We start from the raw sequence: 24,381 nt of genomic DNA, 5'->3' as shown, positions 1-24,381 counted from the left end.
CCCTAACGAGCAGGGCTGCCTGCAAAAACCCTGGCACCATCGATCCAGACGCTTTTAATGTCCAGATCGTCCGACAGCGAAACGATGTTGGCCGCGGTACCGTTGGCGAAGCGCCCGAGCCGGTGCGATTGGCCGATCGCCTGCGCCGGATAGAGCGAGGCCATGCGCAAGGCTTCGTCGAGGTCGAGGCCGACGACGCGGTGCATGAAGCGCACCGCGGAAATCATGTCGAGATCCGCGCCCGCCAGCGTGCCGTCGGCAAGTGTCAGCCTGCCATCCTTGCGGTGGATGGTGCGGCCGTTCAGCGTGAACGAGGTCATGTCGGTGCCGATCGTCGCCATGGCATCGGTAACGAGCAGGATCTTGCCCGGGCCCTGCTTGGCGCGCAAGGCGATGGCCATGGTGGCCGGATCGACATGGATACCGTCGGCGATGATGCCGGCATAGAATGTGCCTGTATCGATTGCGGCGCCCGCCAGCCCCGGCTCGCGATTGCCGATCTGGCTCATCGCATTGAACAGATGGGTGATCACCGTTGCGCCGGCCTCGGCAAAGGCGCGAGCCGTGGCATAGCCGGTATCGGAATGGCCGATGCTGACGACAATGCCGGCCTTGCTAAGCGCCGACACCTGGCTGGGCTCGACGGATTCGGGCGCCACCGTCGTCAGCAGCACGGGCAGGTTTTTCCGTGCGGCGATCAGCATCGTCTGGTCGGAGTCTAGCATCGGCCGGATCAAAGCCGGGTCATGTGCGCCCTTGCGGGCGATCGACAGATGCGGCCCTTCGAGGTGCAGGCCCAGGAACCCCGGCACCTTCCTCCATGCCGCCTCGGCTCCGGCCGCAACCGCCGCGGCGGTGATCTCGGACGTGTCGGTGATCAGCGTCGGCAACAGCGCCGCCGTGCCGAAGGGTGCGTGCGCCCGGCAGATGGTCTCGATCGAGGCGACGTCCGGATGGTCGTTGAGCATGACGCCGCCGCCGCCATTGACCTGCAGATCGACGAATCCAGGCGCCAGCATGCCGCCGCCGGTCTCGATATGCGCAACATTGGATGGAATGGCACCGGCGGCAACAATGGCCTCGACGAGGCCGTCGCGCACGACAAGCGCCGCATTGTCGTGCCAGTCGTCGCCATCGAAAATCCGGGCGCCAGTCAGGGCAAAACGGTCGCTCATAGGGTTTCCGTTACCTTGCGCAGATTGGGCGGCGTGTCGGGGTCGAGGCCGCGATGGCGGGCAAAAGCCTCGACGAAACCATAGAACGACACGATCAGCGTCAGCGGGTCGGTCAGCGGATGACCGGTTGCGACATGCGGCAGGCGCTGAGCGCTCTTTGCCTTGTTCGACGTCACAAAGACGGCAGCGCCCTTGCCGGCCAGGCTGTCGGCGGCATCGGCCACCGATGGCTCGGACGCATCGCGAGCAGCCAGCGCCAGCACCGGGAAACCGGGACCGACCAGCGCCAGCGGGCCGTGCATGACCTCGGCGGCACTATAGGCTTCCGCATGCATGGCGCAGGTTTCCTTGAATTTCAGCGCCGCCTCGTTGGCGATCGCCGCCGACGGGCCGCGACCGAGAATGAACAGCGACTTTTGCGTCTCCAGCGCCCCGGCCAGCGCCATCCAGTCGCAGGCGATCGCCTTGCGAAAATGCTCCGGCAAGCGCGCGAGCGCCACCAGAAGTTTGTCGTCGCCGGTGCAATGCGCCATCAAGGCGAGTCCTGCGACGGCTGAATTGACGAAGGTCTTCGTCGCCGCGACGCTGCGCTCCGGTCCGGCCAGGATGTCGATCGCGTAGTCCGAAGCCCGCGCCAGCGGCGAATCGGCGGTGTTGGTGATGGCGACGGTCAGCGAACCGCCGGTCCTCGCCGCTTGCGCCATTGCAACGATGTCCGGGCTCTTGCCGGACTGCGAGATCGCCAGGCAGGCCGAGCCGCCCAGCTTCAGCTTGGCGCCATAGATCGAGGCGATCGACGGGCCGACCGATGCAACCGCCAGCCCGGCGGTCAACTCCACGGCATATTTCATGAAGGTCGCGGCATGGTCGGACGAGCCGCGCGCCACGGTGACGACGAAATTCGGATCGCGCTTTCGAATGCCGCGTCCAGCTTCCGTCAGCACCGCGGCCGAGCCATCGAGCAGACGGGCGGTGGCCTCCGGGATCTCCTCGATCTCGCGCCGCATATGGGTCGTTGTCGCGGTCATGGCCGGCCCTCTTCGCCCGGCCCGCTCAGCCGGAGTTCGGCGACAAAATCATAGGCGTCGCCCCTGTAGATGGAGCGGGTAAACTCGATCACCTTGCCGCTCGCCAGATAGGAGATACGCTCGATGTGCAGGCCGGCAATGCCCGGCGGCACTTCCAGCAGCTGTGCGTCGCTATCGCCGAGATTGGTGGCGGAAATGCGCTGCACCGCCCGCACCGGCCTGTTGCCGGTCTTTTCCAACGCGGCGTAGAGCGACGAACCAATCGCCGCCGGATCGGGCAGCACGCTTGTCGATAGCGAGGCGCGCTCGATCGCCAGCGGCGTGTCGTTGGCGATACGAAGGCGCGCCACGCGCGCAACCAATTCGTTCGATGCCAGGCCGAGCACCATCATCTCGTCGGGCGACGGCGGATAGAGGCCGCGGTCGAGCCAAGCCGAACGCACCGCCATGCCGCGCCGTGCCATGTCCTCGGTAAACGAGGTCAGCATCGACAGCGACTGCTCGACGCGCTCCATACGTGGCGCAACGAAGGTACCGGAACCATGGCGCTGGACGAGGATGCCGCCCTTGACCAGGTCCTGCACCGCCTTGCGCACGGTGACGCGCGAAATGTCGGCCTTGCTAGCGATGTCGCGCTCGGAAGGCAGCGCATCGCCAGGTCCGATCAGCCCGCGTTTGACCGCATCCTCGATACTCTTCCTGAGCTGCAGATAGAGCGGCGCGCCACTCTGCGACGATTGTTTCAGCGCCGCGAATATCTGGTCGGCGGCCTCACTCATCGAGCTGCCTCCGCCGTGTTTGCGAAAATCCGAGCCGCCATCTGAACCGCGCCGCCCAGAGCGTCGTCGAGCGGCGGTTTCAGCAGCGCCCGGTAGCGGGCCGACAGGCGCGGCGCGTAAAGCGGCGCCAGCCCGCCGAGCAGGCAGAGCGGATCGCCGCCGCCCAGGTCGAGCACGCCAAGCGCTGCTTCGACATCGGCGACCGCCTTGTCGAGGATCCAGATAGCGACGACGTCGCCTTTTTCGGCATGTTCGAACACCTTGGGCGCGAAGCCGCCGAAATCGCCGGGCTTGGCGTTGGTGGTGAATTCGACCAGATCCTCGGGATTGTTGCGGAAAATGGCGAGCATGGTCTCCGTCAGCGGCGATCCCTGGCGGATGCCGTCATAGGCGAGCAGCGTCTGCTCGAGCAGGTCGCGGCCGATGCGGGCGCCGCTGCCCTGGTCGCCGACCTGGAACCCCCAGCCGCCGATGGCGCGCGACTTGCCTTGTTTGCGTGCCATATAGGCGGTGCCGGTGCCGAGGATGGCCATGGCGCCGTCGCCTGAGCCAACCGCGCCTTCCAGCGCGATCTCGGCGTCGGTCTCGACACGGCTGATGCGAAACGGCAGGATCGCTTCGAGCTGCTGCCGGTAGGTGCCGACGTTGGCGCCTGCAAGACCGAGAACGGCCGGAGTTTGCGGGATCAGTGCGGGATCCTTGCCCGCGGCGACAAAGGCCTGCTGCGCTGCGTCGACGATGTTCGTCCTGGCGCCGGTGAGATCGGTTCGGATGTTGGCGGCACCGCTTTTGGCGCGGCCGAGGACGATGCCGTCGGCCGTTGCAAGGGCCGCCCTGCAGCTGGTGCCGCCGCCATCGATGCCGAGCACGAATTTCACGCGATTTCTCCTCCGGGCGGATAATACCAATAAAATACCAATAGCCAAGGATTAATTTCCGTTTCAAAAAAGTTAAGGCGTAGTTTGTTGGAAAATCAGCCAATTTCGTTCGCAAGCCTGCACTGCCGCAAGGATTTCATTAATGCGTGTGGACAAGTGGTATTTTTTTGGTATGGTTTTCTCGATTGGAGGAAAGCGGATGGCCGAAACGCGCACCGAAGCGCTTCACCAGAATGCCGAGGGACTGGATATCCAGGCCCCGGAAGCCGTCCTTTCCTCTTTGGCCAACGCACAGATCGAGGCCGCCAAGGCCGTGCACGGCGCCATTCCTGCCATTGCTGCGGCAGCCGAAATCATCGCAAGCAGACTGAAAAGCGGCGGCAAGCTCGCCTATGCGGCTGCCGGCAGTTCGGGCCTGATGGCACTGGCCGATGCGCTTGAGCTCCCGGGCACTTTCGGCATCCAACGCGACCGCATCGCCATCCTGATCGCCGGCGGCGACGAGGCCTTCAAGACACTGGCCGGCGGGCCGGAGGACGACACCGAGGAAGCTTCGGCAGCAGTTGCCGCCGCCCGCATCGGCAAGGGCGACTGCCTGATCGCCGTCTCGGCCAGCGGCTCGACACCTTATGCAGTCAGGGCGATCGAGGACGCCAGGCGCCGCGGTGCGGCGACCATTGCCATCGCCAACAACAGGGATGCGCCGCTGTTGCGGCTGGCCGACATCGCCATCCTGCTCGAAACGCCGCCGGAGCTGATTGCCGGCTCAACGCGCATGGGCGCAGGCACCGCCCAGAAGATCGCGCTCAACATGCTGTCGACGCTCGCCGCCATCCATCTCGGCCATGTCCATGACGGCTACATGGTCAACCTCATGGCCGACAACATCAAGCTGCGCGACCGCGCCGCACGCATCGTCGCCGCTGTCAGCGGGCGCGACAAGGACGAGGCGGCGCGCCTGCTCGAAAGGAGCGGCGGCGTCGTCAAGACCGCTATTCTGCTCGCCGCCGGCGCCGCCAGCGCCGATGCAGCCGAGAAGATATTGGAAGGGACTGGCCACAAGCTGCGGCCGGCCCTTTCCGCGATCGAGGGGAGCAAGGGGCGCAATGCCTCTGTTCTCATCAAAACCGAACCTGAAAAAGGTCAACAGGGAGACTGAGCATGACAACGAAGCTACTGACGGCACTTCTTCTCGGCACCAGCATTCTCGGCTCCGCCGGGGTGGCTTATGCCGACGACGTAACGCTCAACATCGAAAGCTGGCGCGGCGACGACCTTGCCATCTGGAAGGACAAGCTGATCCCGGCCTTCGAAGCCAAGAACCCGGGCATCAAGGTGGTGTTCGCGCCGTCGGCGCCGACCGAATATGACGCCGCCCTCGGCGCCAAGCTCGCCGCCGGCTCGGCCGGCGACCTGATCACCTGCCGCCCGTTCGACAAGTCGCTGGAACTCTTCAAGAAGGGCAACCTCGCCGACATCTCGACCCTGCCCGGCATGGAGAACTTCTCCGACGTCGCCAAGGCCGCCTGGCAGACCGACGACGGCAAGTCGAGTTTCTGCGTGCCGATGGCCTCCGTCATCCATGGCTTCATCTACAACAAGGACGCCTTCGACAAGCTCGGCATCAAGGTGCCGGAGACGCGCGACGAATTCTTCGCCGCGCTCGACAAGATCAAGGCCGACGGCACCTACATCCCGATGGCGATGGGCACCAAGGACCTCTGGGAAGCGGCGACCATGGGCTACCAGAACATCGGCCCGAACTACTGGAAGGGCGAGGAAGGCCGCCTGGCGCTGATCAAGGGCGAGCAGAAGCTGACCGATCCGCAGTGGGTCGAGCCCTTCAAGGAACTGGCCAAGTGGAAGGACTATCTCGGCGACGGCTTCGAGGCGCAGACCTATCCGGACAGCCAGAACCTGTTCACGCTCGGCCGCGCCGCCATCTACCCGGCCGGCTCGTGGGAGATCGGCCTGTTCAACACGCAGGCGCAGTTCAAGATGGGCGCCTTCCCGCCGCCGGTGCAGAAGGCCGGCGACACCTGCTACATCTCCGACCACACCGACATCGGCATGGGCCTCAATGCGGCCTCGAAGAACGCGGATGCGGCCAAGACCTTCCTGTCCTGGGTGGCCTCGCCGGATTTCGCCACCATCTACGCCAACGCGCTGCCGGGCTTCTTCAGCCTGAACAACACCCCGGTGAAGATGGAAGACCCGCTGGCCCAGGAATTCGTCTCCTGGCGCGGCAAGTGCAAGTCGACGATCCGCTCGACCTACCAGATCCTGTCGCGCGGCACGCCGAACCTCGAAAACGAGACGTGGGTTGAATCGGCCAACGTCATCAACGGCACCGACACGCCGGAAGCTGCCGCCAAGAAGCTGCAGGACGGCCTCGACAGCTGGTACAAGCCGGCGAAGTAAAGCGCGGCGAAGCGTTGTCTCCCCCCTCGAGGGGGAGATGTCGCCGAAGGCGACAGAGGGGGTCGGTCGAGGCAGACTGCGGCTTGATCGCTGCTGGAAAGCACGGTCGAACGACGATGGCGTGCTCCTCTGCCGACCCCACCCGCCTCGCTTTGCGAGGTACCCTCCCCTCGAGGGGGAGGGAGGCGCCGCGCCCTTTGGCGGCAATAGCAAGACCTGATCGGCGGGGACCGAACGCATGGCCGCAGCACCGAAAAGACCGTTCCGTTGGCATATCGGCGTTTTCCTGGCGCCGGCGCTGCTGGTCTATACGGCGATCATGATCCTGCCGCTGGCCGGCACGCTGCAGCTGTCGCTGTTCCGCAACATCAACCAGTCGCAGGTCTTCGTCGGACTGGAAAATTTCCGCATGCTGTTCGGTGATCCCAACTGGTCGGTCAATTTCTGGAACGCGCTCAGGAACAATGTCTGGTTCTTCATCATCCACATGCTGGTGCAGAACCCGATCGGCGTCCTTTTGGCCGCACTTCTGTCCAGCCCCAGGCTACGGTTTTCCGCCTTCTACCGCACGGCGATCTTCGTGCCGACGATCCTGTCTTTCGTCATCGTCGGCTTCGCCTGGAAGCTGATCCTGTCGCCGCTATGGGGCGTGGCGCCGCATATGATGGACCTTGTCGGCCTGAAAAGCCTGTTCACGCCCTGGCTCGGCAAGGCGCAATATGCGCTGACCGCGCTCAGCCTGATCTCGGTGTGGCAGTTCGTCGGCATCCCGATGATGCTGATCTATGCGGCACTGCTGTCCATTCCCGAGGAGGTGATCGAAGCGGCCGAATGCGACGGCATCACCGGGATGGCGCAGTTCTGGAAGATCAAGCTGCCGCTCATCCTGCCGTCGATCGGCATCATCTCGATCCTGACCTTCGTCGGCAACTTCAACGCTTTCGACCTGATCTACACCGCGCAAGGCGCGCTGGCCGGGCCGAACTATTCAACGGATATTCTCGGCACCTTCCTCTACCGCGCCTTCTTCGGTTTCCAGCTGCAGGTCGGCGATCCCAACATGGGCGCGGCGATCGCCACGATGATGTTCCTGATCATCCTCGGCGGCGTCTGCGTCTATCTGTTCCTCGTACAGACGCGCTTGCGTCGCTACCAGTTTTAGGGGAGCGCGACCATGAGCACCGCAACCCGCTCGCTGCCCCGCACCATTGGCGCGCATGCGATCCTTCTGACCTACACGGCGATCGCGCTGTTTCCGGTAATCATCGTCATCGTCAACTCATTCAAGTCGCGCGCCGCCATCTTCGGTGCGCCGCTGGCGCCGCCGACGCCGAAAACCTTCGATCTAATCGGCTACACGACGGTGATCGGCCAGGGCGATTTCATCCACTATTTCCAGAACAGCCTTGTCGTCACCGTCGCCTCGCTGTTCTTCGTGCTTTTGTTCGGCGCCATGGCGGCTTTCTCGCTGTCGGAATACCGCTTCCGCGGCAATTCGCTGATGGGGCTCTATCTGGCGCTCGGCATCATGATCCCGATCCGCCTTGCCACCGTCGCCATCCTGCAATTGATGGTGGCGAGCGGGCTAGTCAACACGCTGACAGCGCTGATCCTGGTCTATACGGCGCAAGGCCTGCCGCTTGCCGTCTTCATCCTGTCGGAATTCATGAAGCAGGTGTCGGACGATCTGAAGAACGCCGGCCGCATCGACGGGCTATCGGAATACACCATCTTCTTCCGCCTGGTGTTGCCGCTGGTCAGGCCATCTATGGCGACGGTCGCCGTCTTCACCATGATCCCGATCTGGAACGATCTGTGGTTCCCGCTGATCCTGGCGCCGTCGGAGGAAACCAAGACGGTGACGCTCGGCGCGCAACTGTTCCTCGGCCAGTTCGTCACCAACTGGAATGCCATCCTGGCGGCACTGTCGCTGGCGATCATGCCGGTGCTGATCCTCTACGTCATCTTCTCGCGGCAGCTGATCCGCGGCATCACTTCGGGAGCGGTCAAGTGAATTCGCAAAAACCCCTTCGCGTTGTCGTCGCCGGGCTCGGCAATATGGGGCGCAGCCATGCGCTGGCCTATCACACCAATCTGGGATTCCAGATCGCCGCGCTGGTCAACCGCTCCGATGTGCCGCTGCCGGAAGGGCTTTCGACCTACGCCATCCGGCGTTCCTTCGATGAGGCGCTACGCGACGAAAAGCCCGATGTCGCCTGCATCGCCACCTATTCCGACAGCCATGCTGACTATGCGGTCAAGGCGTTCGAGGCCGGCTGCCACGTCTTCCTCGAAAAGCCGCTGGCAACCACCGTCGCCGATGCAAAGCGCGTGGTCGCGGCAGCCAAGGCCAACGGCAAAAAACTGGTGATCGGCTACATCCTGCGCCATCACCCGTCCTGGATCCGGCTGATCGCCGAGGCGCGCAAGCTCGGCGGCCCTTACGTGTTCCGCATGAACCTCAACCAGCAATCCTCCGGCCATAGCTGGGAGACGCACAAGCAGTTGATGCAGACGACATCGCCGATCGTCGATTGCGGCGTGCATTATCTCGACGTGATGCTGCAGATCACCGACGCCAGGCCAGTCGAGGTGCGCGGCATGGGGCTGAGGCTGAGCGACGAGATCGCGCCGTCAATGTACAATTACGGTCATCTGCAGGTGCTATTCGACGACGGTTCGGTCGGCTGGTACGAGGCCGGCTGGGGGCCGATGATTTCGGAGACGGCTTTCTTCGTCAAGGACGTGATCTCGCCCAATGGCTGCGTGTCGATCGTCATGAAGGAGGGTGTCAGGTCCGACGACATCGACACCCACACCAAGACCTCGACCATCCGCCTGCACAGCGCGGCGACCGGCGCGGATGGCAAGTTCGCCAAACCCGACGAAATGCTGTCGATGCAAGGCGAGCCCGGCCATCAGGACCTCTGCGACCTGGAACAGGCGTTTGTGCTGAAGGCGATCCGCGAGGATCTGGACTTGACCCGCCACATGGACGACGCGGTGAAGTCGCTCGCCGTCTGTCTTGCCGCAGACGAGAGCGTGCGCAGCGGCCTCGCCGTGAAACTCTAGAACAGGGACGAAGCCGTGGGCTCGCTGAACATCGAGAATGTGAAAAAAGCCTTCGGGCCGGTCGAGGTGCTGAAGGGCATCAACCTCGAGGTGACGGATGGCGAGTTCGTCGTCTTCGTCGGTCCATCCGGCTGCGGGAAGTCGACGCTGCTCAGGGTCATTGCCGGGCTGGAGGACTCGACCTCGGGCCGCGTGGTGATCGACGGGGCGGACGTCTCCGCCACGCCGCCGGCCAAGCGCGGTATCGCCATGGTGTTCCAGACCTATGCGCTCTATCCGCATCTGACTGTGAAGAACAATATGGGCCTCGGCCTCAAGCAGGCGGGCACGCCGGCGGCCGAGATCGACCGCCGCATCGGCATCGCTTCCTCGATGCTGTCGCTGGAGCCCTACCTCTCGAGGCGGCCGGCCGAGTTGTCCGGCGGCCAGCGCCAGCGCGTCGCCATCGGCCGCGCCGTGGTGCGTGAGCCCAAGCTTTTTCTGTTCGACGAGCCGCTGTCGAACCTCGACGCCGCACTGCGCGTCAACACCAGGCTGGAGATCGCGCAATTGCATCGCCGGCTGAAGGCCACGATGATCTATGTCACCCACGACCAGGTCGAGGCGATGACACTGGCCGACAAGATCGTCGTGCTGAACGCGGGAAAGATCGAGCAGATCGGCGGACCGATGGAGCTTTACAATTCGCCGGCAAATGAATTCGTCGCCGGCTTCATCGGCTCACCGAAGATGAACTTCGTCGACGGGGCCAGGCTTGGCGAGACGGCCAAGACCATCGGTGTCCGTCCCGAGCACCTGACCGTCGATCCGAAATCCGGTGCCTGGAAAGGCACGGTTGTCCATGCCGAGCACCTTGGCGCCGACACCAACCTCTATCTCGACTGCGAGAAGGCCGGCTTGATCACAGTGCGCATCTTCGGCGTCTATAACGCCGAACCGGGTGCCACGCTCTACGCGACGCCGGATCCGGCAAAGACATACCGGTTTGGGGCTGATGGGAAGGTGCTGAAATAGCGCAGGCGCCGACTCCCCTTCTCCCCTTGTGGGAGAAGGTGGCCGAGCGAAGCTCGGTCGGATGAGGGGTGTTGGACGGATCGCTACGCTGAAGGCGTAAGTGCCTAAAATCCCCTGATGTTTTCACGCCTCGTTTTCTTGCAGCACCCCTCATCCGTCTCGGCGCTGCGCGCCGATCCACCTTCTCCCCCAAGGGGAGAAGGAAGAGCGCCTACAAATCCGCCTTGAACGTCTGCTTCTGGATGCCCAGCCCTTCGATACCGAGCTCGACCACGTCGCCGGGCTTCAGGAAGACCGGCGGCTTCATGCCGAGGCCGACGCCGGGCGGCGTGCCGGTAGAGATGATGTCGCCCGGGTGCAGCGACATGAACTGGCTGAGATAGGAGACGAGATAAGCGACGCCGAAGACCATGGTCTTGGTCGAGCCGTTCTGCATGGTCTTGCCGTTGACCGTCAGCCACATCGGGATGTTCTGCGGGTCCTTGATCTCGTCCTTGGTCACCAGCCACGGGCCGATCGGCCCGAACGTGTCGCAGGACTTGCCCTTGGTCCACTGGCCCTGGCGCTCGGCCTGGAAGGCGCGCTCGGAGACGTCGTGCGCGACGCAATAGCCGGCGACATAATCCAGCGCCTCGGCCTCGGTGACATACTTCGCAGTCTTGCTGATCACCACGCCGAGCTCGACCTCCCAGTCGGTCTTCACCGAGCCGCGCGGGATCAGCACGTCGTCGTTCGGCCCGACAATAGCCGAGCTTGCCTTCATGAAGATGATCGGCTCCGGCGGCACGGTGGCGCCGGTTTCGGCAGCATGGTCGGAATAGTTGAGACCGATGCAGATGAATTTGCCGGTGCCGGCGACGCAGGCGCCGATGCGTGGCTTGCCGGAAACCGCCGGTAGCGTTTTCGGATCGAGCTTCGACAATGTCTCGAGCGATGCCGGATCGAGCGTCTTGCCGGCAATGTCGGTGACATGGGCGGAGAGGTCGCGGATCGTTCCATCCGCATCGAGCAGGCCGGGGCGTTCGCTCCCCGCCTCGCCATAGCGCAGCAGTTTCATGCAGTTTTCTCCCAGTTGCGACCAGAGGCCGTTTGCAAACTCGCTCCGCTGCGGCGAATGGCGTGGGTTTCGAGAACCGGAGCGGAGCGTACTTAAAGTACGTGAGCACCGGAAGCGCAGAAAGCCGCGTCAGGCGCCCGGCGGAGTAGGGTTTTCAAATGGCCTCTTAGATCGACCAGCCACCGTCGATATTATAAGCCTGCCCCGACGTATAGGTGGCGCCGGCCAGATAGACGGCGAGGTCGGCGATTTCCTCGGGCGTGCCGAGGCGGCCCATCGGCTGGCGCGCGATGAAGGCGGCGCGAGCTGCTTCGTAGTCGCCCTGCGCATGCATGCGGTCCTGCAGCGACGGGCTTTCGACCGTGCCCGGACAGATCGCATTGCAGCGTATGCCCTTGCCGACATAGTCGGCGGCGACCGACTTGGTCAGGCCGATGACGGCTGCCTTGGTTAGGCCATAGACGAAGCGGTTCGGCACGCCCTTGGTCGAACTGGCCAGCGACGCCATGTTGATGATCGAGCCGTCGCCGCGCTCCAGCATGCCGGGCAGCACGGCGCGGATGGTGCGGATCATTGAGCGGACATTGAGATCATAGGCAAAGTCGAGGTCGCCGTCCTTCATCTCGAGGATCGAGCCGGAATGGACGAAGCCGGCGCAGTTGAACAGCACGTCGACGGCGCCGATCTCGGCAAACGCGGCGTTCACCGCCTCGTCGTTCAGCACGTCGAGCTTGCGGGTCTTGATACCGGGCGTCTTGCCGAGGTCGGCGAGCACCACCTCGTTGATGTCGGTGGCATGGACGACGGCGCCGGCCTTGGCGAAAGCCAGCGCACTTGCCCGGCCGATGCCTTGCGCCGCCGCCGTGACGACAACGATCTTGCCTGTCAGATCCGCCATGCTTCTCTCCTCGCCCGTCTGTGATCGTTCGGCTTTTTACCGGCACAAGGCCGGGGCGCAATGTGCCAGCCGGGCAGTACCATCCCGCCTGTTTCGATATTCGCCCTGCCAACCAAATGTTTTTTCTCGGTAAAGAACATTTGTTGGCCCGTCAAGCCCGGACGTCCCTCCGGGACACTCAGTCGCCGTAGGGCACCCAGACGTTCTTGACCTCGATCGCACGGCGCAGCAAGGCATCGCCGGCTGCTTCGTTCGAGGGCCAGTCGAGGCTGTGGCCGTTGCCGGTCCAGACGCGTTTGAGATTGCCGATGGACTCGGCCTCGGCCTTGGCGCAAGTCTCGGCATCGGCGAACACCCAGAGCCCGTCGACATCGTCATGCTTGGCCAATACGCCGGCAAGCTCGGCGCTACGGCCGGTAACGATATTGATGGCGCCTGCGGGAACGTCGGAATATTCGATGACCTGGTAGAGGTCGGTGGCAAGCAGCGGGTATTTTTCGGATGGCACTGCGACTACGGTGTTGCCCATGGCAAGCGCCGGCGCCACCAGCGAGATCAGGCCAAGCAGAGGCGCATTGTCCGGCGCGATGATGCCGACGACGCCGACTGGCTCGTGCAGCGCCAATGTGACGGCGCGGGCCGGCGGCTGGTGGACGCGGGCCTCGAATTTGTCGGCCAAGCCGGCATAGAGGAAAAGGCGCTCGATCGACAGCTCGACCTCGTCACGCGCCGCCTTGGCGGTCGCGCCGGTGAGCTGGGTCAAACGGGCGGCAAACTCGTCTGCGCGGCCGGAAAGGTTTTCGGCCAGGTAATAGAGCACCTGGCTGCGGTTGTAGGCGGTCGCCTCAGGCCAGGCCTTGCAGGCGCGCGCGGCCGCGACGGCGTCACGGATATCCTTGCGGTTGCCGAGACCGATCTCGCCGGCAAGCTTGCCCTTGGCGCTGGCGATGGCGAAGGAATAATTGCCGTCCGGCCGGACCTGCTTGCCGCCGATGAACAGCTTTGCCGTGCGGTCGATGGCGCCACCTTCCGCCTGCTCGACAGGTTGGGCCGAAGACGTTGCCGGTTTGACGATCGGGCCGAGCGGCAGTTTTGCCGAGAGATATTCGAACATGCCCTCGCGCCCGCCTTCACGGCCAAAGCCGCTCTCGCGGTAGCCGCCGAAGCCGCAGGAGGCGTCGAACATATTGGTGCCGTTGACCCAGACGACGCCGGCCTTCAATTGCGGCGCGACGTGCAGGGCAAGATTGATGTTCTCACTCCACACCGAAGCGGCCAGGCCATAGCGTGTGTTGTTGGCGAGCTCGATCGCTTCCTCGGTGTTGCGGAAGGTCATAGTGGCGAGCACCGGCCCGAACACCTCTTCCTGTGCCAGGATGTTAGCCGGCGAAACACCGGTCGCCAGCGTTGGCAGATGGTAATAGCCCGCGGCGGGCAGTGCCGAGTCCGGCTGCCAGCAGATCGCGCCCTGCTTGGCGCCTTCGGCGATCAGGCCCTTGACGCGATCGAGCTGAGTCAAATCGACCAGCGGGCCGATATCGGTGTTCTTGTCGAGCGGACTGCCGACGCGCAGCCGGCTCATCCGCGTCTTGACCTTGGCGATGAAGGCGTCGGCGATGCCTTCTTGCACCAGAAGGCGCGAGCCGGCACAGCACACCTGGCCCTGGTTGAACCAGATGCCGTCGACCAGACCCTCGACGGCGCTGTCGAGGTCGGCATCCTCGAAAACCACGAATGCCGACTTGCCGCCAAGCTCCAGCGACAGTTTTTTGCCCGAGCCGGCAGTGGCCTTGCGGATGATCTTGCCGACCTCGGACGAACCGGTGAAGGCAATCTTCTGGACGCCGGGATGGTTGACGATGGCTGCGCCCGCCTCCGGCCCGCCCTGGACGATGTTGACGACGCCCTTCGGCACGCCGGCGCGTCCGCAGATCTCGGCAAACAGGATCGCGGTGAGCGGCGTGAATTCCGCGGGTTTGAGCACCACGGTGCAGCCCGCAGCGAGCGCCGGCGCGATCTTCCAAGCGAGCATCAAGAGCGGGAAGTTCCACGGGATGATCTGGCCGACGACGCCGACGCCCTTGTGGCCGGGAAAATCCCTGTCCAGCGCCTGCGCCCAGCCGGCATGATGGATGAAATGGCGGATCGCCAGCGGCACGTCGATGTCGCGGCTTTCGCGGATCGGCTTGCCATTGTCGATCGATTCCAGCACCGCGAACAGCCGTTGGTGGCGCTGCATGGCGCGGCCGATGGCGTAGAGCACTTTGGCGCGTTGATATCCGGTGCTGGCGCTCCATTTCGGCAGCGCTTTTGTGGCCGCCGCAACCGCCGCGTCGATATCGGCGGCACCGGCATCCGACACCTTGGCCAGCAGCTTTCCCGAGGACGGATCGCTGGTGTCGAAGGTTTTGCCTCCGCTGGCTGCCTTCCAGTCGCCGCCGATAAACAGCGCTTTGCCGAAATCCCGCGCGGCAAGCCACGCATCGGCCTCGTTGCGCGCCTCCGGCGCCGGGCCGTATTCCATGGCGTGATAGCGTTCGAGAATGTTCATGAAGCGCTCCGAATCACGCCATCGCGTGGCGATGATTGGCCGAGTAGTGGCCGGTCAGATGATGCTCGAGCTGGCGCTCGATATCGGTCAAAAGGCTCGATGCTCCGAAGCGGAACAGCTCCGGCTCCAGCCACGGCCGGCCCAGTTCTTCTTTCATCAGCACCAGCCAATCGAGCGAGGCTTTTGCCGTGGAAATGCCACCGGCCGGCTTGAAGCCGATGAGATAGCCGGTTTCCTCGAAATAGGCGCGGATAGCGCGCACCATGGCAAGGCCGACCGGCAGCGTCGCGTTGACGCTTTCCTTGCCGGTCGAGGTCTTGATGAAATCTGCACCCGCCATCATCGCCACCATCGAGGCGAGCATGACGTTGCGCAGCGTGGCGAGGTCGCCGGTACCGAGGATCACCTTCAGATGCGCCTCGCCGCAAGCGGCGCGCATCGAGACGATCTCGTTATAAAGCTCCTGCCATTTCGCCCCGAATACCAGGCCGCGCGGGATGACGACGTCGATCTCGTCGGCGCCGTCGCGGACCGATGCTTCGATCTCTTGCAGGCGCGTCGAAAGCGGTGCAAGGCCATGCGGGAAGGCGGTCGAAACGGCGGCGACATGGACGCCGCCGCCGCGCAGCGCTTCTACGGCGGTGGCGACGAAGGGATGATAGACGCAGACCGCCGCCGGGCGGATCTTTTCACCAGTAATGCCCAGCCCCTCGACGATGTCGCGACGGAACGGGTTGACTGCCTTGGCACAGAGCCTGCGCACGCGCTCTTCCGTGTCGTTCGAGTTCAGCGTCGTCAGGTCCATGCAGGCGACGGCGCGCAGCAGCCAGGCCGCCTGGTTATCCGCCTTGATCGAGCGTCTTTTGGTCAGGCTGGCGACGCGGCGTTCCAGCGCCGAGCGGTTGACGCCGCGCATCGATTCCATGAAGCCGAGATCGAGCCTCATGCCGGGATTGCGAGCAATGCCATGGGCTTGCGGCATCGGCGCATTGGCGGCGGCGCGCGCCGGCAGCGGCGTGATCTTGGACGTGCCGAGATCGGTTTCGCGGATTGTGCTGCTCATCTCCTGCCCCTTGTTCAGCGACTTATGCCGAAGATAGACCGTGAAGCAGCGCTTCACGAGTCCTTCAAGCAGTCATAGCGGAAAAAGGCGGTCAAGGCAGCCGATTTTTGACCGCATGATCAAAATCAGGGTCTCGAACCAGTGGACGCTGAGCTGCGCGTCTCAGCCGACGAAGGCGCGCTCGACGACGAAGCTTGCCGGATGGTGCAGCGAGCCTTCCTGGAAGCCGAGGCTTTCGGCCAGTTCCTTGACGTCCTTGAGCATATGCATCGAGCCGCAGATCATGATGCGGTCGGTCTCGGGATTGAGCCTGTCGATGCCGAGATCGGTGTAGAATTTGCCCGAGCCGATCAGCGCGGTGATGCGGCCCATGCGCACGGAGGTCTCGCGCGTCGTCGAATTATACAGCGTGACGCGGCCGCCGGTCAGTTCGCCGATCAGCGGGTCCTTCTCAAGCGCTGTCACCAGCTCCTGGCCGTAGGTGAGCTCGGCATTGTCGCGGCAGGTATGGGTCAGGACCACCTGCTCGAACTTCTCATAGGTGTCGGGATCGCGCAGCAGGCTGGCGAAGGGTGCGATGCCGGTACCTGTCGAGATCATGAACAGGCGCTTGGCCGGCGTCAGCGCGTCGACCACCAGCGTGCCGGTCGACTTCTGCCGCATGATGACTGTATCGCCGATCCCGATTTTCTGCAGCTCCGAGGTAAGCGGGCCGTCCGGCACCTTGATCGAGAAGAATTCGAGTTCGTCGTCCCAGGACGGGCTGGCGATCGAATAGGCGCGGAATACTGGCTTCTCGGCATTGGGCAGGCCGATCATGACGAATTCGCCGGAGCGGAAGCGCAGCGACTGCGGCCGGGTGATGCGGAACGAAAACAGCCGGTCGGTATAATGCTTCACCGAGACGACGGTTTCGGCATAGACATTGGCCGGTATCGGGAACTGCAGCGGCCGGGCGCCGGCTGTGTTGAACGCGGATGTGGTGTTCATCAAACCTAACCTTCTGGGCCGGCTCAGCGCCGGCGCCAAATCTCCACCTGCGCGCCCGAACCGGTCAGGTTCCAGCGTGCCGTTTGCACACTCCGAAGCGGTAAGCTCTTGTGTCCGGAATTTATTAGTATACAAACGATATTTGCGTCAAGACGCCGCCGTAAAACAGCTTTCCAAACTAAGGCATCTAGGCAGTTCGGGCATTTCGGGTTTCGACAATGGGACAGAATTTTTCGGCGCAAGCGCTGGATTCGACTGGCGGCGTCGTCGCCGGCATCGATGTCGGCGGAACTTTTACCGACCTCCTTCTGATCGACGGCCGTGACGGTGGCCGGGTGCATATCGCCAAGACCCCGACCACGGTCGACAACCAGGCGTTCGGCGTCGTTGCAGCACTTGGCGCCACCGGCTTTCCGGTCGACGGCATCGACCTCATCGTGCACGGCACGACGACCACCACCAACGCGGTCCTGGAGCGCCGGCTGGCCAAGACCGGCATGATCACCACGCGCGGCTTTCGCGACGTCATCGAGCTTGGCCGGCGGACACGGCCGCAGGCCTATGGCATGACGGGCACGTTCGTCCCGATCATTCCGCGCAATCTGCGGCTCGAAGTGTCGGAGCGGGTCGAGGCCTCGGGCGCGGTGCGCATCCCGCTCGACGAGGCCGAGATGCGGACAGCGATTTCACAACTGATCGCAGCCGGCTGCGAATCCCTCGTCATCCATTTCCTGCATTCCTACGCCAACCCGGCGCATGAGCGGCGCGCCGCCGAGATAGCGGCCGAGCTTTGGCCGAACGGCTACATCACGACAGGCCACGCCCTGCTTTCGGAAGCGCGCGAATTCGAGCGCGGGGTGACCGCTTCGGTCAACGCTTCGGTGCAGCCGATCCTCGAACGCTATGTCGAACGGCTGCGCAAGGAGCTGGCTGCAAAAGGCTACGCCCGCGACTTTCTGATCATGAACGGCAATGGCGGCATGATCTCGGCCCGCTTTGTCACACGTGAGTCGGCCAAGACCGTCATGTCCGGCCCCGCTTCCGGTGTCATTGCTGCCGCCTATACCGGAAAACGCGCCGGCTTCGAAAATCTGGTCACCTACGACATGGGCGGCACCTCAACCGACGTGGCGCTGATCCGCAACGCCGAGCCGGCGGTGTCGAACGAGATCGAGATCGAATATGCGATGCCGATCCACGTGCCGATGGTGGCGGTGCATACGGTCGGCGCCGGCGGCGGCTCGATCGCCCGCGTCGATGCGGCCGGCCTGATCCAGATCGGCCCGGAAAGCGCCGGCGCCAATCCCGGGCCAATCTGCTACGGACGCGGCGGCTTGGAGCCGACCATCACCGACGCCAATCTGGTGCTCGGCAGGCTGGCGCCGAAGAAGCTGCTCGCGGTGGAAAACCCGGTCACCGTCGAGCGGGTCACCGGTATATTCGAGGACAGGATCGGCCGCGCCACAGGCTTGTCCGGCGTCGAGGCGGCGGGTGCGGTGCTGCGGCTCGGCAACGTGAAGATGGCTGGCGCCATCCGCATGGTCTCGGTGTCGCGCGGCCACGACCCGCGCGATTTCGCGCTGTTCGCCTTCGGCGGCGCCGGGCCGCTGCATGCGACGGCATTGGCGCGCGAACTAGGCCTGCCGAAAGTGCTGGTGCCGGCGCGGCCGGGCATCACCAATGCTCTCGGCTGCGTCGTCGCCGATCTGCGCCATGATTTCGTCAACACGGTCAACCAGCCGGTGGCCAGTCTCGATGAAACCCAACTCCACGAGACATTGGAACGGCACCGAAACGAAGGCGAGGAGCTGATCGGCAAGGAGGCGGTGAAGCCGGAAGCAATCCGTATCACGCATTCCGCCGACATGCAGTTCGTCGGCCAGACGCATATCATCAACGTGCCGCTGCCGTTGTCTGCGGTGACACGCGAGGGACTGCAGCAACTGTTCGAGAGTGCCTATTTCGCCCGCTTCAAGGTCGAGCTACCCGAGATCCGCGCCAATCTGGTCAACCTCAACACGTCGGTCACTGGCGTGCGGCCGACCATCGATCTGTCCCGGCTGATCGATCCGGCTGGGCGCGCCAAAACGCTCGAAGAGGCGCGGCGCGAAATCCGGCCGGTCTGGTATGGCGGGCGCTGGTACGATACGCCGGTCTACAGCAGGGAAAAGCTGCCGCTCGGCGCAGTCATCATGGGGCCGGCGATCCTCGAACAGATGGACGCGACGACTGTGCTGGAGCCCGGCGACCGGGCGCGATCGGATGCCGACGGCAACATCATCATCGACATCGGTGAGGCCTGAGATGGCGCAGCTCGACACCATTACGCTTTCGGTCCTCCAGGCGGCCCTGCAGCAAGTCTGCGACGAAATGGACCTGACGTTTTCGCGCGCCGCGTTCTCGCCTGTTATCGCCGAGGCCAATGACCGTTCGGATGGCATCTATTCGGCGCTCGATGGTTCGCTGATCGCGCAAGGCAGCCAGGGCCTGCCCGTGTTCGTCGGCGTCATGCAGTATTCGACCAAAGCGGTGATCGAGATGATCGCCGACGGACGCTGCCTGCCGCCCGAGCCGGGCGATATCTACATCGTCAACGATCCCTATCTCGGCGGCACCCATCTGATGGATGTGCGCTTCGCCATGCCGGTCTACCGCGACGGGAAGATCTTCTGCTGGCTGTCGAACACCGGCCATTGGCCCGACATTGGCGGTTCGGTGCCGGGCGGATTCTCCGCCTCGGCAACGGCGGTCGAGCAGGAAGGCTTGCGGTTGCCGCCGGTGAAACTGTTCAAGAAGGGCGTGCTCGACCCGGAGATCTACGCCATCATCTGCTCCAACATCCGTGTCGCCGACCAGCGCATTGGCGATATCCGGGCGCAGGCGGCGGCACTGCTGATCGGCCAGGACAGGCTTAACGGAATCCTGGATCGTTACGGAGATGAAACGGTTGTCGAAGCGATCGCCGAATTGCGGCGCCGCGCCGCTGAACAGATGCGCGTCAACATATCGGCCATTCCCGACGGAATCTATCGCTCGCAGGCCTTCGTCGATTCAGACGGCGTGGTAAACGAGCTGCTGATCATCGCGCTGGCAGTCGAGAAAAAAGGCGACACGCTCAGCTTCGACTTCTCCGGTTCGTCAAAGCCCTGCGCTGGGCCGATGAACAGCGTGCTGGCGACGACCTTGTCCTCGGTCTATCTCGCCATGCGGCACATTTTCCCCGATGTGCCGATCAGCGCCGGCGCCTTCGAGCCGCTGATCGTCAAGCGGCCGGAAGGCACCTTCCTCGACGCCAAATATCCGCGGCCGGTATCGGGCTGCGCGGCTGAGGTTTCGCAGCGCATCGCCGAGGCGGTGTTCGCGGCGATGGTGCAGGCCCTGCCGGACAGGGTGACGGCGGCTCCGGCTGGCTCCAGCGGCAATTTCGCGCTCGGCGGCAACGATCCGGTCCGTGGCCGCGATTATGTCATGTACCAGATCTCCGGCGGCGGCTATGGCGGCAATGCCGGTCACGACGGCCTGACCAATGGCTGCTCGACCATCGGCATCTCCAAGTCGCCGCCGGTCGAGATCATGGAGCAGGCCTTCCCGGTGCTCTACCGGCATTATGCGCTGCGCGAAGGCTCGGGTGGCGCCGGCAAGCACCGCGGCGGGTTTGGGCTCGCCTATGAGGTAGAGATCCTGCGCGGCGACGCCCGCGCCTCTTTCGTCATGGATCACGGCCGGTTCGGCCCGCAAGGCGCGCTCGGCGGCAAGGACGGCGCGGTCAACACGGTGACTGTGTTCCGCAACGGCGAGGAACATGTGCCGCCGCACCTCTCAAAGGAACAGGACATCGCGCTGAAGGCAGGCGACCGCGTGCGCGTCGGCACACCGGGCGGCGGCGGCTACGGCGATCCGTTGCAGCGCGATCCGCAATTGGTCGCTCGGGATGTCAAGCTTGGCTACTATACCGCAGAGCAAGCCAGAGACCTGTTCGGAGTCGTAGCGGATGAGCAACCCAAATCCCCTGGAGGCTGATCTCTCGTCTGAACTGGCCTACGCAGTCGAACGCGTCTATGCCGCTTTCGCGTCTTATCCATCGCCCCGCCACCTGCATGGCTCGCCGTACAAGGATTTGGAATCGATCTTTCGGGGAGTATCCAGTGGTCCGCTTCGGGAGCTCAGTGGTGAAAACCTCGGCGCCTATGCCGGATCGGCCATATGGACGGTCGGCGACGTCGATGACTACCGGCACTTTCTGCCGAGAGTGCTTGAACTTGCCATCCAAGGCGAACCTTCGATGGGGTTCGACGCCAACGTGATTGCCGCAAAGCTCGAAAGGACCTCCTGGCGCGATTGGCCGTTGGAAGAACAGCAGGCTGTCGAGGAGCTGTTTCAGGCTGCCTGGCGAAAAGCGATGACCATGCATCCCGATGAAGGGAACGCGGTTCCCTGGCTGGAGGGCATAGTGCTTGCCGGAATGGATGTAGCAGCTGCATTAGCGGCATGGCATGATAGCCCTTACCCCGAGGCCATGTTGCACTGTGCGGACTTGATTACCGGCAACATCAAGACACTCGATAAGGGGCACGTGATCTTCAGCGAACAGGTCACCACATGGCTTCTATCCGACAGTCTCGCCTGGCACTTGTTCACCGTCGCGGTCGAGGCTCCCTTGCGCCCCGACGATCGCGAAAAGCTCGCTTGGGCGAGCGAGACCATCGAGAACAATCTGAACTTTCCCGGAAATTAAAGGCATTGATTGGGCCGCGTTTCGCCGGTCACGCCCTGTGATCCAGCCTCGCGACCAGCCGGTCGCCGGCCCACTGGATGCCGCAGACCAGGACGATCAGGACGATGACCACGGCGATCATGACGGATGTCTCGAAGCGCTGGTAGCCGTAGCGGATGGCGAGGTCGCCGAGGCCGCCGGCACCGATGGCGCCGGCCATGGCCGAGGCGCCGATCAGCGTCACCAGCGTCACCGTGAAGCCGGCGACGATGCCGGGCAACGCTTCCGGCACCAGTACCTCGCGAATGATCGTCCAGCGGTTGCCGCCCATGGCGCGTGCTGCCTCGATCAGCCCGTGGTCGACCTCGCGCAGCGACACTTCGGCGATCCGGGCATAGTAAGGCGTCGCCGCGATCGACAGCGGCACGATCGCTGCCCAGGTGCCGATCGAGGTGCCGACGATCAGCCGCGTCACCGGGATCAGCGCAACCAGCAGGATGATGAAAGGCACCGAGCGGAAGCCGTTGATGACAGCGCCAAGCGCGCGGTTCACCCACAGGTTTTCGGCGATGCCGCCGCGGTCGGTGGCGACCAGCGCCAGGCCGAGCGGCAGCCCGAAAACCAGCGAGACGAGGCCGGAGGCGGCCGTCATCAGGATCGTTTCCCAGATTGAACGGACGAGAAGCTCAAACAGAACCGGCGACATGGCCAAGCACCTCCACCCGCGCTTGGCGGGCTTTCAAGAACGCGATCACCTCTGCCAGGTGAGCTTCATTGCTGCCGGCGACCGCCACGAACAGTGTCCCGACAGGCTGCTGCTGGACGTGATCGATGCCGCCATGCACGAGGCGGAACGAGCCGGGAACTGCCGAGGCAAGATCGGACAAAAGCGGGCTTCGGGCGGCCTCACCGGCCACGTCGATCCTGAGGATCGCCTCCACGCCGGCGTTCTGCGTTAGCTGGCTTGCGATCTCCGCCGGCAATTGCGGCCGGATGCCGCCGAGCAGGCTTTGTGTGATCGCCGATTTCGGGTCGGCAAAGACCGACCACACCGGCCCTTGTTCGACGATCCGCCCAGCGTCGATCACCGCGACCCGGTCGGCGATCGAGCGGATCACCTCCATCTCATGTGTGATCAGCAGGATGGTCAGACCAAGCTGCCGGTTGATGTCCCTCAGCAAGGCAAGGATGGAGCGGGTCGTCTCCGGGTCGAGCGCCGAGGTCGCTTCGTCGGACAAAAGCAGCGCCGGGCGCGCCGCAAGCGCCCGGGCAATGCCGACGCGCTGTTTCTGTCCGCCCGACAGCGACGCCGGATAGGCTTTCGCCTTCTCCGACAGCCCGACAAGCTCGAGCAGCTCGGCGGCGCGCGCCAGGCGTTCGGCCCTGGGCCGGCCTTCGATCTTGAGCGGCAGCGCTACATTGTCTTCGACGGTCTTGGCGGACAGCAGGTTGAAATGCTGGAAGATCATACCGATGCGCCGGCGCAGCGGCTGCAATTCGCGCTCGCCGAGCCGGCTGATGTCGCGGCCTTCGATGTAGACCTGTCCTGAATCCGGCCGCTCCAGGCCGTTCAGGCAGCGTATCAGCGTCGACTTGCCGGCGCCGCTGCGGCCGATGATGCCGAGGATCTCGCCCTGGCGCACGCTGAGCGACACGCCGTCCAGCGCCGCTGTCGCGCCGAAGCGGCGCTTCAGCTCGATGAGGCGCACGACATCGTTCGGTCCCGCGGAGCGGCCGCCGACGGGATGCATGACTTCGATGACCGAGGCGAAATGCTGGTTCATGAAAGTTCCTGTATTGGTGTCCCGCAAACGCGATCGCGGTCCGCGTTGAAGCGCGGACCGCTTTACCATGCCGGGCTTCGGCGCCCAGTCGAGCTCGGCATCAATAGGCGCTGATGCCGGTTCCCTTGTAGACCCGATCGAATTCGGCCTTCACCTTTTCGTTCTGATAGGAGGCGACCAATGTCTTTACCCAGGGCTGGTTTTCATTGCCGGCCTTGACCGCGATGAAATTGCGGTAGGGATTGTCGGCCACCGCCTCCTGGGCGATGCGATTCTCCGGTGTGAGGCCGCTTTTAAGCGCCCAATCCGTGTTGACTACGGCCGCGTCGAGGTCTTCCACCGAGCGCCCGACGATGCCTGCGTCCAGCTCCTTGATGACCAAGTGCTTCGGGTTTTCGGCGATGTCGGTGGTCGTCGCCAGAATGCCGGTGCCTTCCCTGAGCTTGATCAGATGTTCGCTCTGCAGGACGCGCAGTGCGCGGCCCTCATTGGACGGGTCGTTCGGCACGCCAATGACCGCGCCTTCTGGCAGGTCGGCAATCTTCGCGTACTTCTTGGAATAAAGGCCGATCGGCCAGACCCCGGTATAGCCGACCGGGACGATGTGATAGCCCTGCGTCTTGATCTGGTTGTCGAGATAGGGCTTGTGCTGGAAGGCGTTGGCGTCGATTTCGCCACGCTCGAGCGCTTCATTCGGCTGGGTATAGTCGTTGAACACCACGGTCTCGATTGTCAGGCCCCTCTCCGCCGCCTGGGCGGTGACGACGCGCCAGACGTCCTCGTCCTCGCCGCTCATGATACCGACCTTGACCGCCGTCTTGTCCTCGGCGAGCGACGGCGCAGCAAGGCCGACAATCGCAACCGCCGACGCGAAAAGTACAGCCAGACCGGCGCGCCGGCTTATACTTGCGGAGAGAAATGAGAGCAAAGTGTTGGTGTTCCCAGACATGATCTATC

At 63.9% G+C, this 24,381-nt stretch carries 21 protein-coding genes; 9 read left to right on the top strand and 12 right to left on the bottom strand.

What is annotated here, in order from left to right:
• Positions 1 to 2 precede the first annotated feature (2 nt).
• From nagA to NKH60_RS18195, 4 genes are read right to left on the bottom strand one after another with little or no spacing between them, the layout of a single operon-like run.
• Positions 3 to 1,175, bottom strand: coding sequence for an N-acetylglucosamine-6-phosphate deacetylase (nagA, locus tag NKH60_RS18210; protein WP_352834248.1), 1,173 nt, complete (start codon positions 1,173 to 1,175; stop codon positions 3 to 5).
• Positions 1,172 to 2,203: an SIS domain-containing protein gene (locus tag NKH60_RS18205; RefSeq protein WP_352872851.1), complete on the bottom strand. Its 1,032-nt coding sequence runs from the start codon at positions 2,201 to 2,203 to the stop codon at positions 1,172 to 1,174. The genes nagA and NKH60_RS18205 overlap by 4 nt, the downstream gene beginning before the upstream one ends.
• Positions 2,200 to 2,982 (bottom strand): GntR family transcriptional regulator, encoded by a 783-nt coding sequence (locus NKH60_RS18200; RefSeq protein ID WP_352472800.1) that lies wholly within the window; start codon positions 2,980 to 2,982, stop codon positions 2,200 to 2,202. Before NKH60_RS18200 ends, NKH60_RS18205 begins: the two co-directional genes overlap by 4 nt.
• Entirely contained in the window at positions 2,979 to 3,860 is an 882-nt protein-coding gene (locus NKH60_RS18195; RefSeq protein ID WP_352472799.1) for a glucosamine kinase nucleotide-binding domain-containing protein, read from the bottom strand. Before NKH60_RS18195 ends, NKH60_RS18200 begins: the two co-directional genes overlap by 4 nt.
• Positions 3,861 to 4,059: 199 nt before the next feature.
• Between NKH60_RS18195 and NKH60_RS18190 the strand changes: the two genes are divergently transcribed.
• The 6 genes from NKH60_RS18190 (at position 4,060) to NKH60_RS18165 (ending at position 10,367) form a co-directional block, all read left to right on the top strand.
• A complete protein-coding gene (locus NKH60_RS18190) occupies positions 4,060 to 5,019 on the top strand; it encodes an N-acetylmuramic acid 6-phosphate etherase (protein WP_031212743.1) in 960 nt (319 codons plus the stop codon).
• A 2-nt stretch (positions 5,020 to 5,021) separates the two neighbouring features.
• Positions 5,022 to 6,281, top strand: coding sequence for an ABC transporter substrate-binding protein (locus NKH60_RS18185; RefSeq protein ID WP_352449606.1), 1,260 nt, complete (start codon positions 5,022 to 5,024; stop codon positions 6,279 to 6,281).
• 238 nt (positions 6,282 to 6,519) lie between these two features.
• Positions 6,520 to 7,443, top strand: a complete 924-nt coding sequence (locus tag NKH60_RS18180) for a carbohydrate ABC transporter permease (RefSeq protein WP_023718922.1) — start codon at positions 6,520 to 6,522, stop codon at positions 7,441 to 7,443.
• 12 nt (positions 7,444 to 7,455) lie between these two features.
• Positions 7,456 to 8,295 carry a carbohydrate ABC transporter permease gene (locus NKH60_RS18175; RefSeq protein WP_023679838.1) on the top strand — a complete coding sequence of 280 codons (840 nt, stop codon included), beginning with the start codon at positions 7,456 to 7,458 and terminating at the stop codon, positions 8,293 to 8,295.
• A complete protein-coding gene (locus tag NKH60_RS18170; protein ID WP_352834242.1) occupies positions 8,292 to 9,353 on the top strand; it encodes a Gfo/Idh/MocA family protein in 1,062 nt (353 codons plus the stop codon). The genes NKH60_RS18175 and NKH60_RS18170 overlap by 4 nt, the downstream gene beginning before the upstream one ends.
• Positions 9,354 to 9,368: 15 nt before the next feature.
• Complete coding sequence (locus NKH60_RS18165) at positions 9,369 to 10,367, top strand: ABC transporter ATP-binding protein (RefSeq protein WP_352527632.1); 999 nt, start codon at positions 9,369 to 9,371, stop codon at positions 10,365 to 10,367.
• Positions 10,368 to 10,578: 211 nt separating this feature from the next.
• Here the strand turns inward: NKH60_RS18165 and NKH60_RS18160 are convergent, their stop codons facing one another.
• The 5 genes from NKH60_RS18160 to NKH60_RS18140 all read right to left on the bottom strand — a co-directional run bounded on the left by NKH60_RS18160 (position 10,579) and on the right by NKH60_RS18140 (position 16,926).
• Positions 10,579 to 11,424 carry a fumarylacetoacetate hydrolase family protein gene (locus tag NKH60_RS18160; protein ID WP_352834239.1) on the bottom strand — a complete coding sequence of 282 codons (846 nt, stop codon included), beginning with the start codon at positions 11,422 to 11,424 and terminating at the stop codon, positions 10,579 to 10,581.
• A 166-nt stretch (positions 11,425 to 11,590) separates the two neighbouring features.
• Positions 11,591 to 12,322 (bottom strand): SDR family oxidoreductase, encoded by a 732-nt coding sequence (locus NKH60_RS18155; protein ID WP_254815741.1) that lies wholly within the window; start codon positions 12,320 to 12,322, stop codon positions 11,591 to 11,593.
• Positions 12,323 to 12,500: 178 nt separating this feature from the next.
• On the bottom strand, positions 12,501 to 14,873 hold the full coding sequence (locus tag NKH60_RS18150; RefSeq protein ID WP_352872847.1) for an aldehyde dehydrogenase family protein: 2,373 nt from the start codon (positions 14,871 to 14,873) through the stop codon (positions 12,501 to 12,503).
• Positions 14,874 to 14,886: 13 nt separating this feature from the next.
• Positions 14,887 to 15,936 (bottom strand): deoxyribose-phosphate aldolase, encoded by a 1,050-nt coding sequence (deoC, locus tag NKH60_RS18145; RefSeq protein WP_352834233.1) that lies wholly within the window; start codon positions 15,934 to 15,936, stop codon positions 14,887 to 14,889.
• Positions 15,937 to 16,098: 162 nt separating this feature from the next.
• Positions 16,099 to 16,926 carry a ferredoxin--NADP reductase gene (locus NKH60_RS18140; RefSeq protein WP_352771472.1) on the bottom strand — a complete coding sequence of 276 codons (828 nt, stop codon included), beginning with the start codon at positions 16,924 to 16,926 and terminating at the stop codon, positions 16,099 to 16,101.
• Between the two features lie 218 nt (positions 16,927 to 17,144).
• On the opposite strand from NKH60_RS18140, the gene NKH60_RS18135 reads away from it, so the two are divergent.
• Genes NKH60_RS18135 through NKH60_RS18125 form a run of 3 tightly spaced genes read left to right on the top strand, consistent with a single transcriptional unit; the run spans position 17,145 to position 21,661 of the window.
• A complete protein-coding gene (locus tag NKH60_RS18135) occupies positions 17,145 to 19,229 on the top strand; it encodes a hydantoinase/oxoprolinase family protein (protein ID WP_352834232.1) in 2,085 nt (694 codons plus the stop codon).
• A 1-nt stretch (position 19,230) separates the two neighbouring features.
• Positions 19,231 to 20,946, top strand: a complete 1,716-nt coding sequence (locus NKH60_RS18130) for a hydantoinase B/oxoprolinase family protein (protein ID WP_352851213.1) — start codon at positions 19,231 to 19,233, stop codon at positions 20,944 to 20,946.
• Positions 20,918 to 21,661, top strand: coding sequence for a hypothetical protein (locus NKH60_RS18125; RefSeq protein ID WP_352539846.1), 744 nt, complete (start codon positions 20,918 to 20,920; stop codon positions 21,659 to 21,661). The genes NKH60_RS18130 and NKH60_RS18125 overlap by 29 nt, the downstream gene beginning before the upstream one ends.
• A gap of 28 nt (positions 21,662 to 21,689) precedes the next feature.
• On the opposite strand, the gene NKH60_RS18120 is transcribed toward NKH60_RS18125, so the two are convergent.
• From NKH60_RS18120 to NKH60_RS18110, 3 genes are all read right to left on the bottom strand, one after another.
• Positions 21,690 to 22,346, bottom strand: coding sequence for a methionine ABC transporter permease (locus NKH60_RS18120; protein WP_352820853.1), 657 nt, complete (start codon positions 22,344 to 22,346; stop codon positions 21,690 to 21,692).
• Positions 22,327 to 23,391: a methionine ABC transporter ATP-binding protein gene (locus NKH60_RS18115; RefSeq protein ID WP_352834272.1), complete on the bottom strand. Its 1,065-nt coding sequence runs from the start codon at positions 23,389 to 23,391 to the stop codon at positions 22,327 to 22,329. The genes NKH60_RS18120 and NKH60_RS18115 overlap by 20 nt, the downstream gene beginning before the upstream one ends.
• A gap of 133 nt (positions 23,392 to 23,524) precedes the next feature.
• Positions 23,525 to 24,373, bottom strand: coding sequence for a MetQ/NlpA family lipoprotein (locus tag NKH60_RS18110; RefSeq protein WP_352539848.1), 849 nt, complete (start codon positions 24,371 to 24,373; stop codon positions 23,525 to 23,527).
• Positions 24,374 to 24,381 lie beyond the last annotated feature (8 nt).

It is taken from the genome of Mesorhizobium sp. M1006 (assembly GCF_040318825.1).
Taxonomy (GTDB): Bacteria; Pseudomonadota; Alphaproteobacteria; order Rhizobiales; family Rhizobiaceae; genus Mesorhizobium.
Note: the sequence above shows the minus strand (reverse complement) of the source record. Positions and strands in the feature narration are given on the sequence as shown.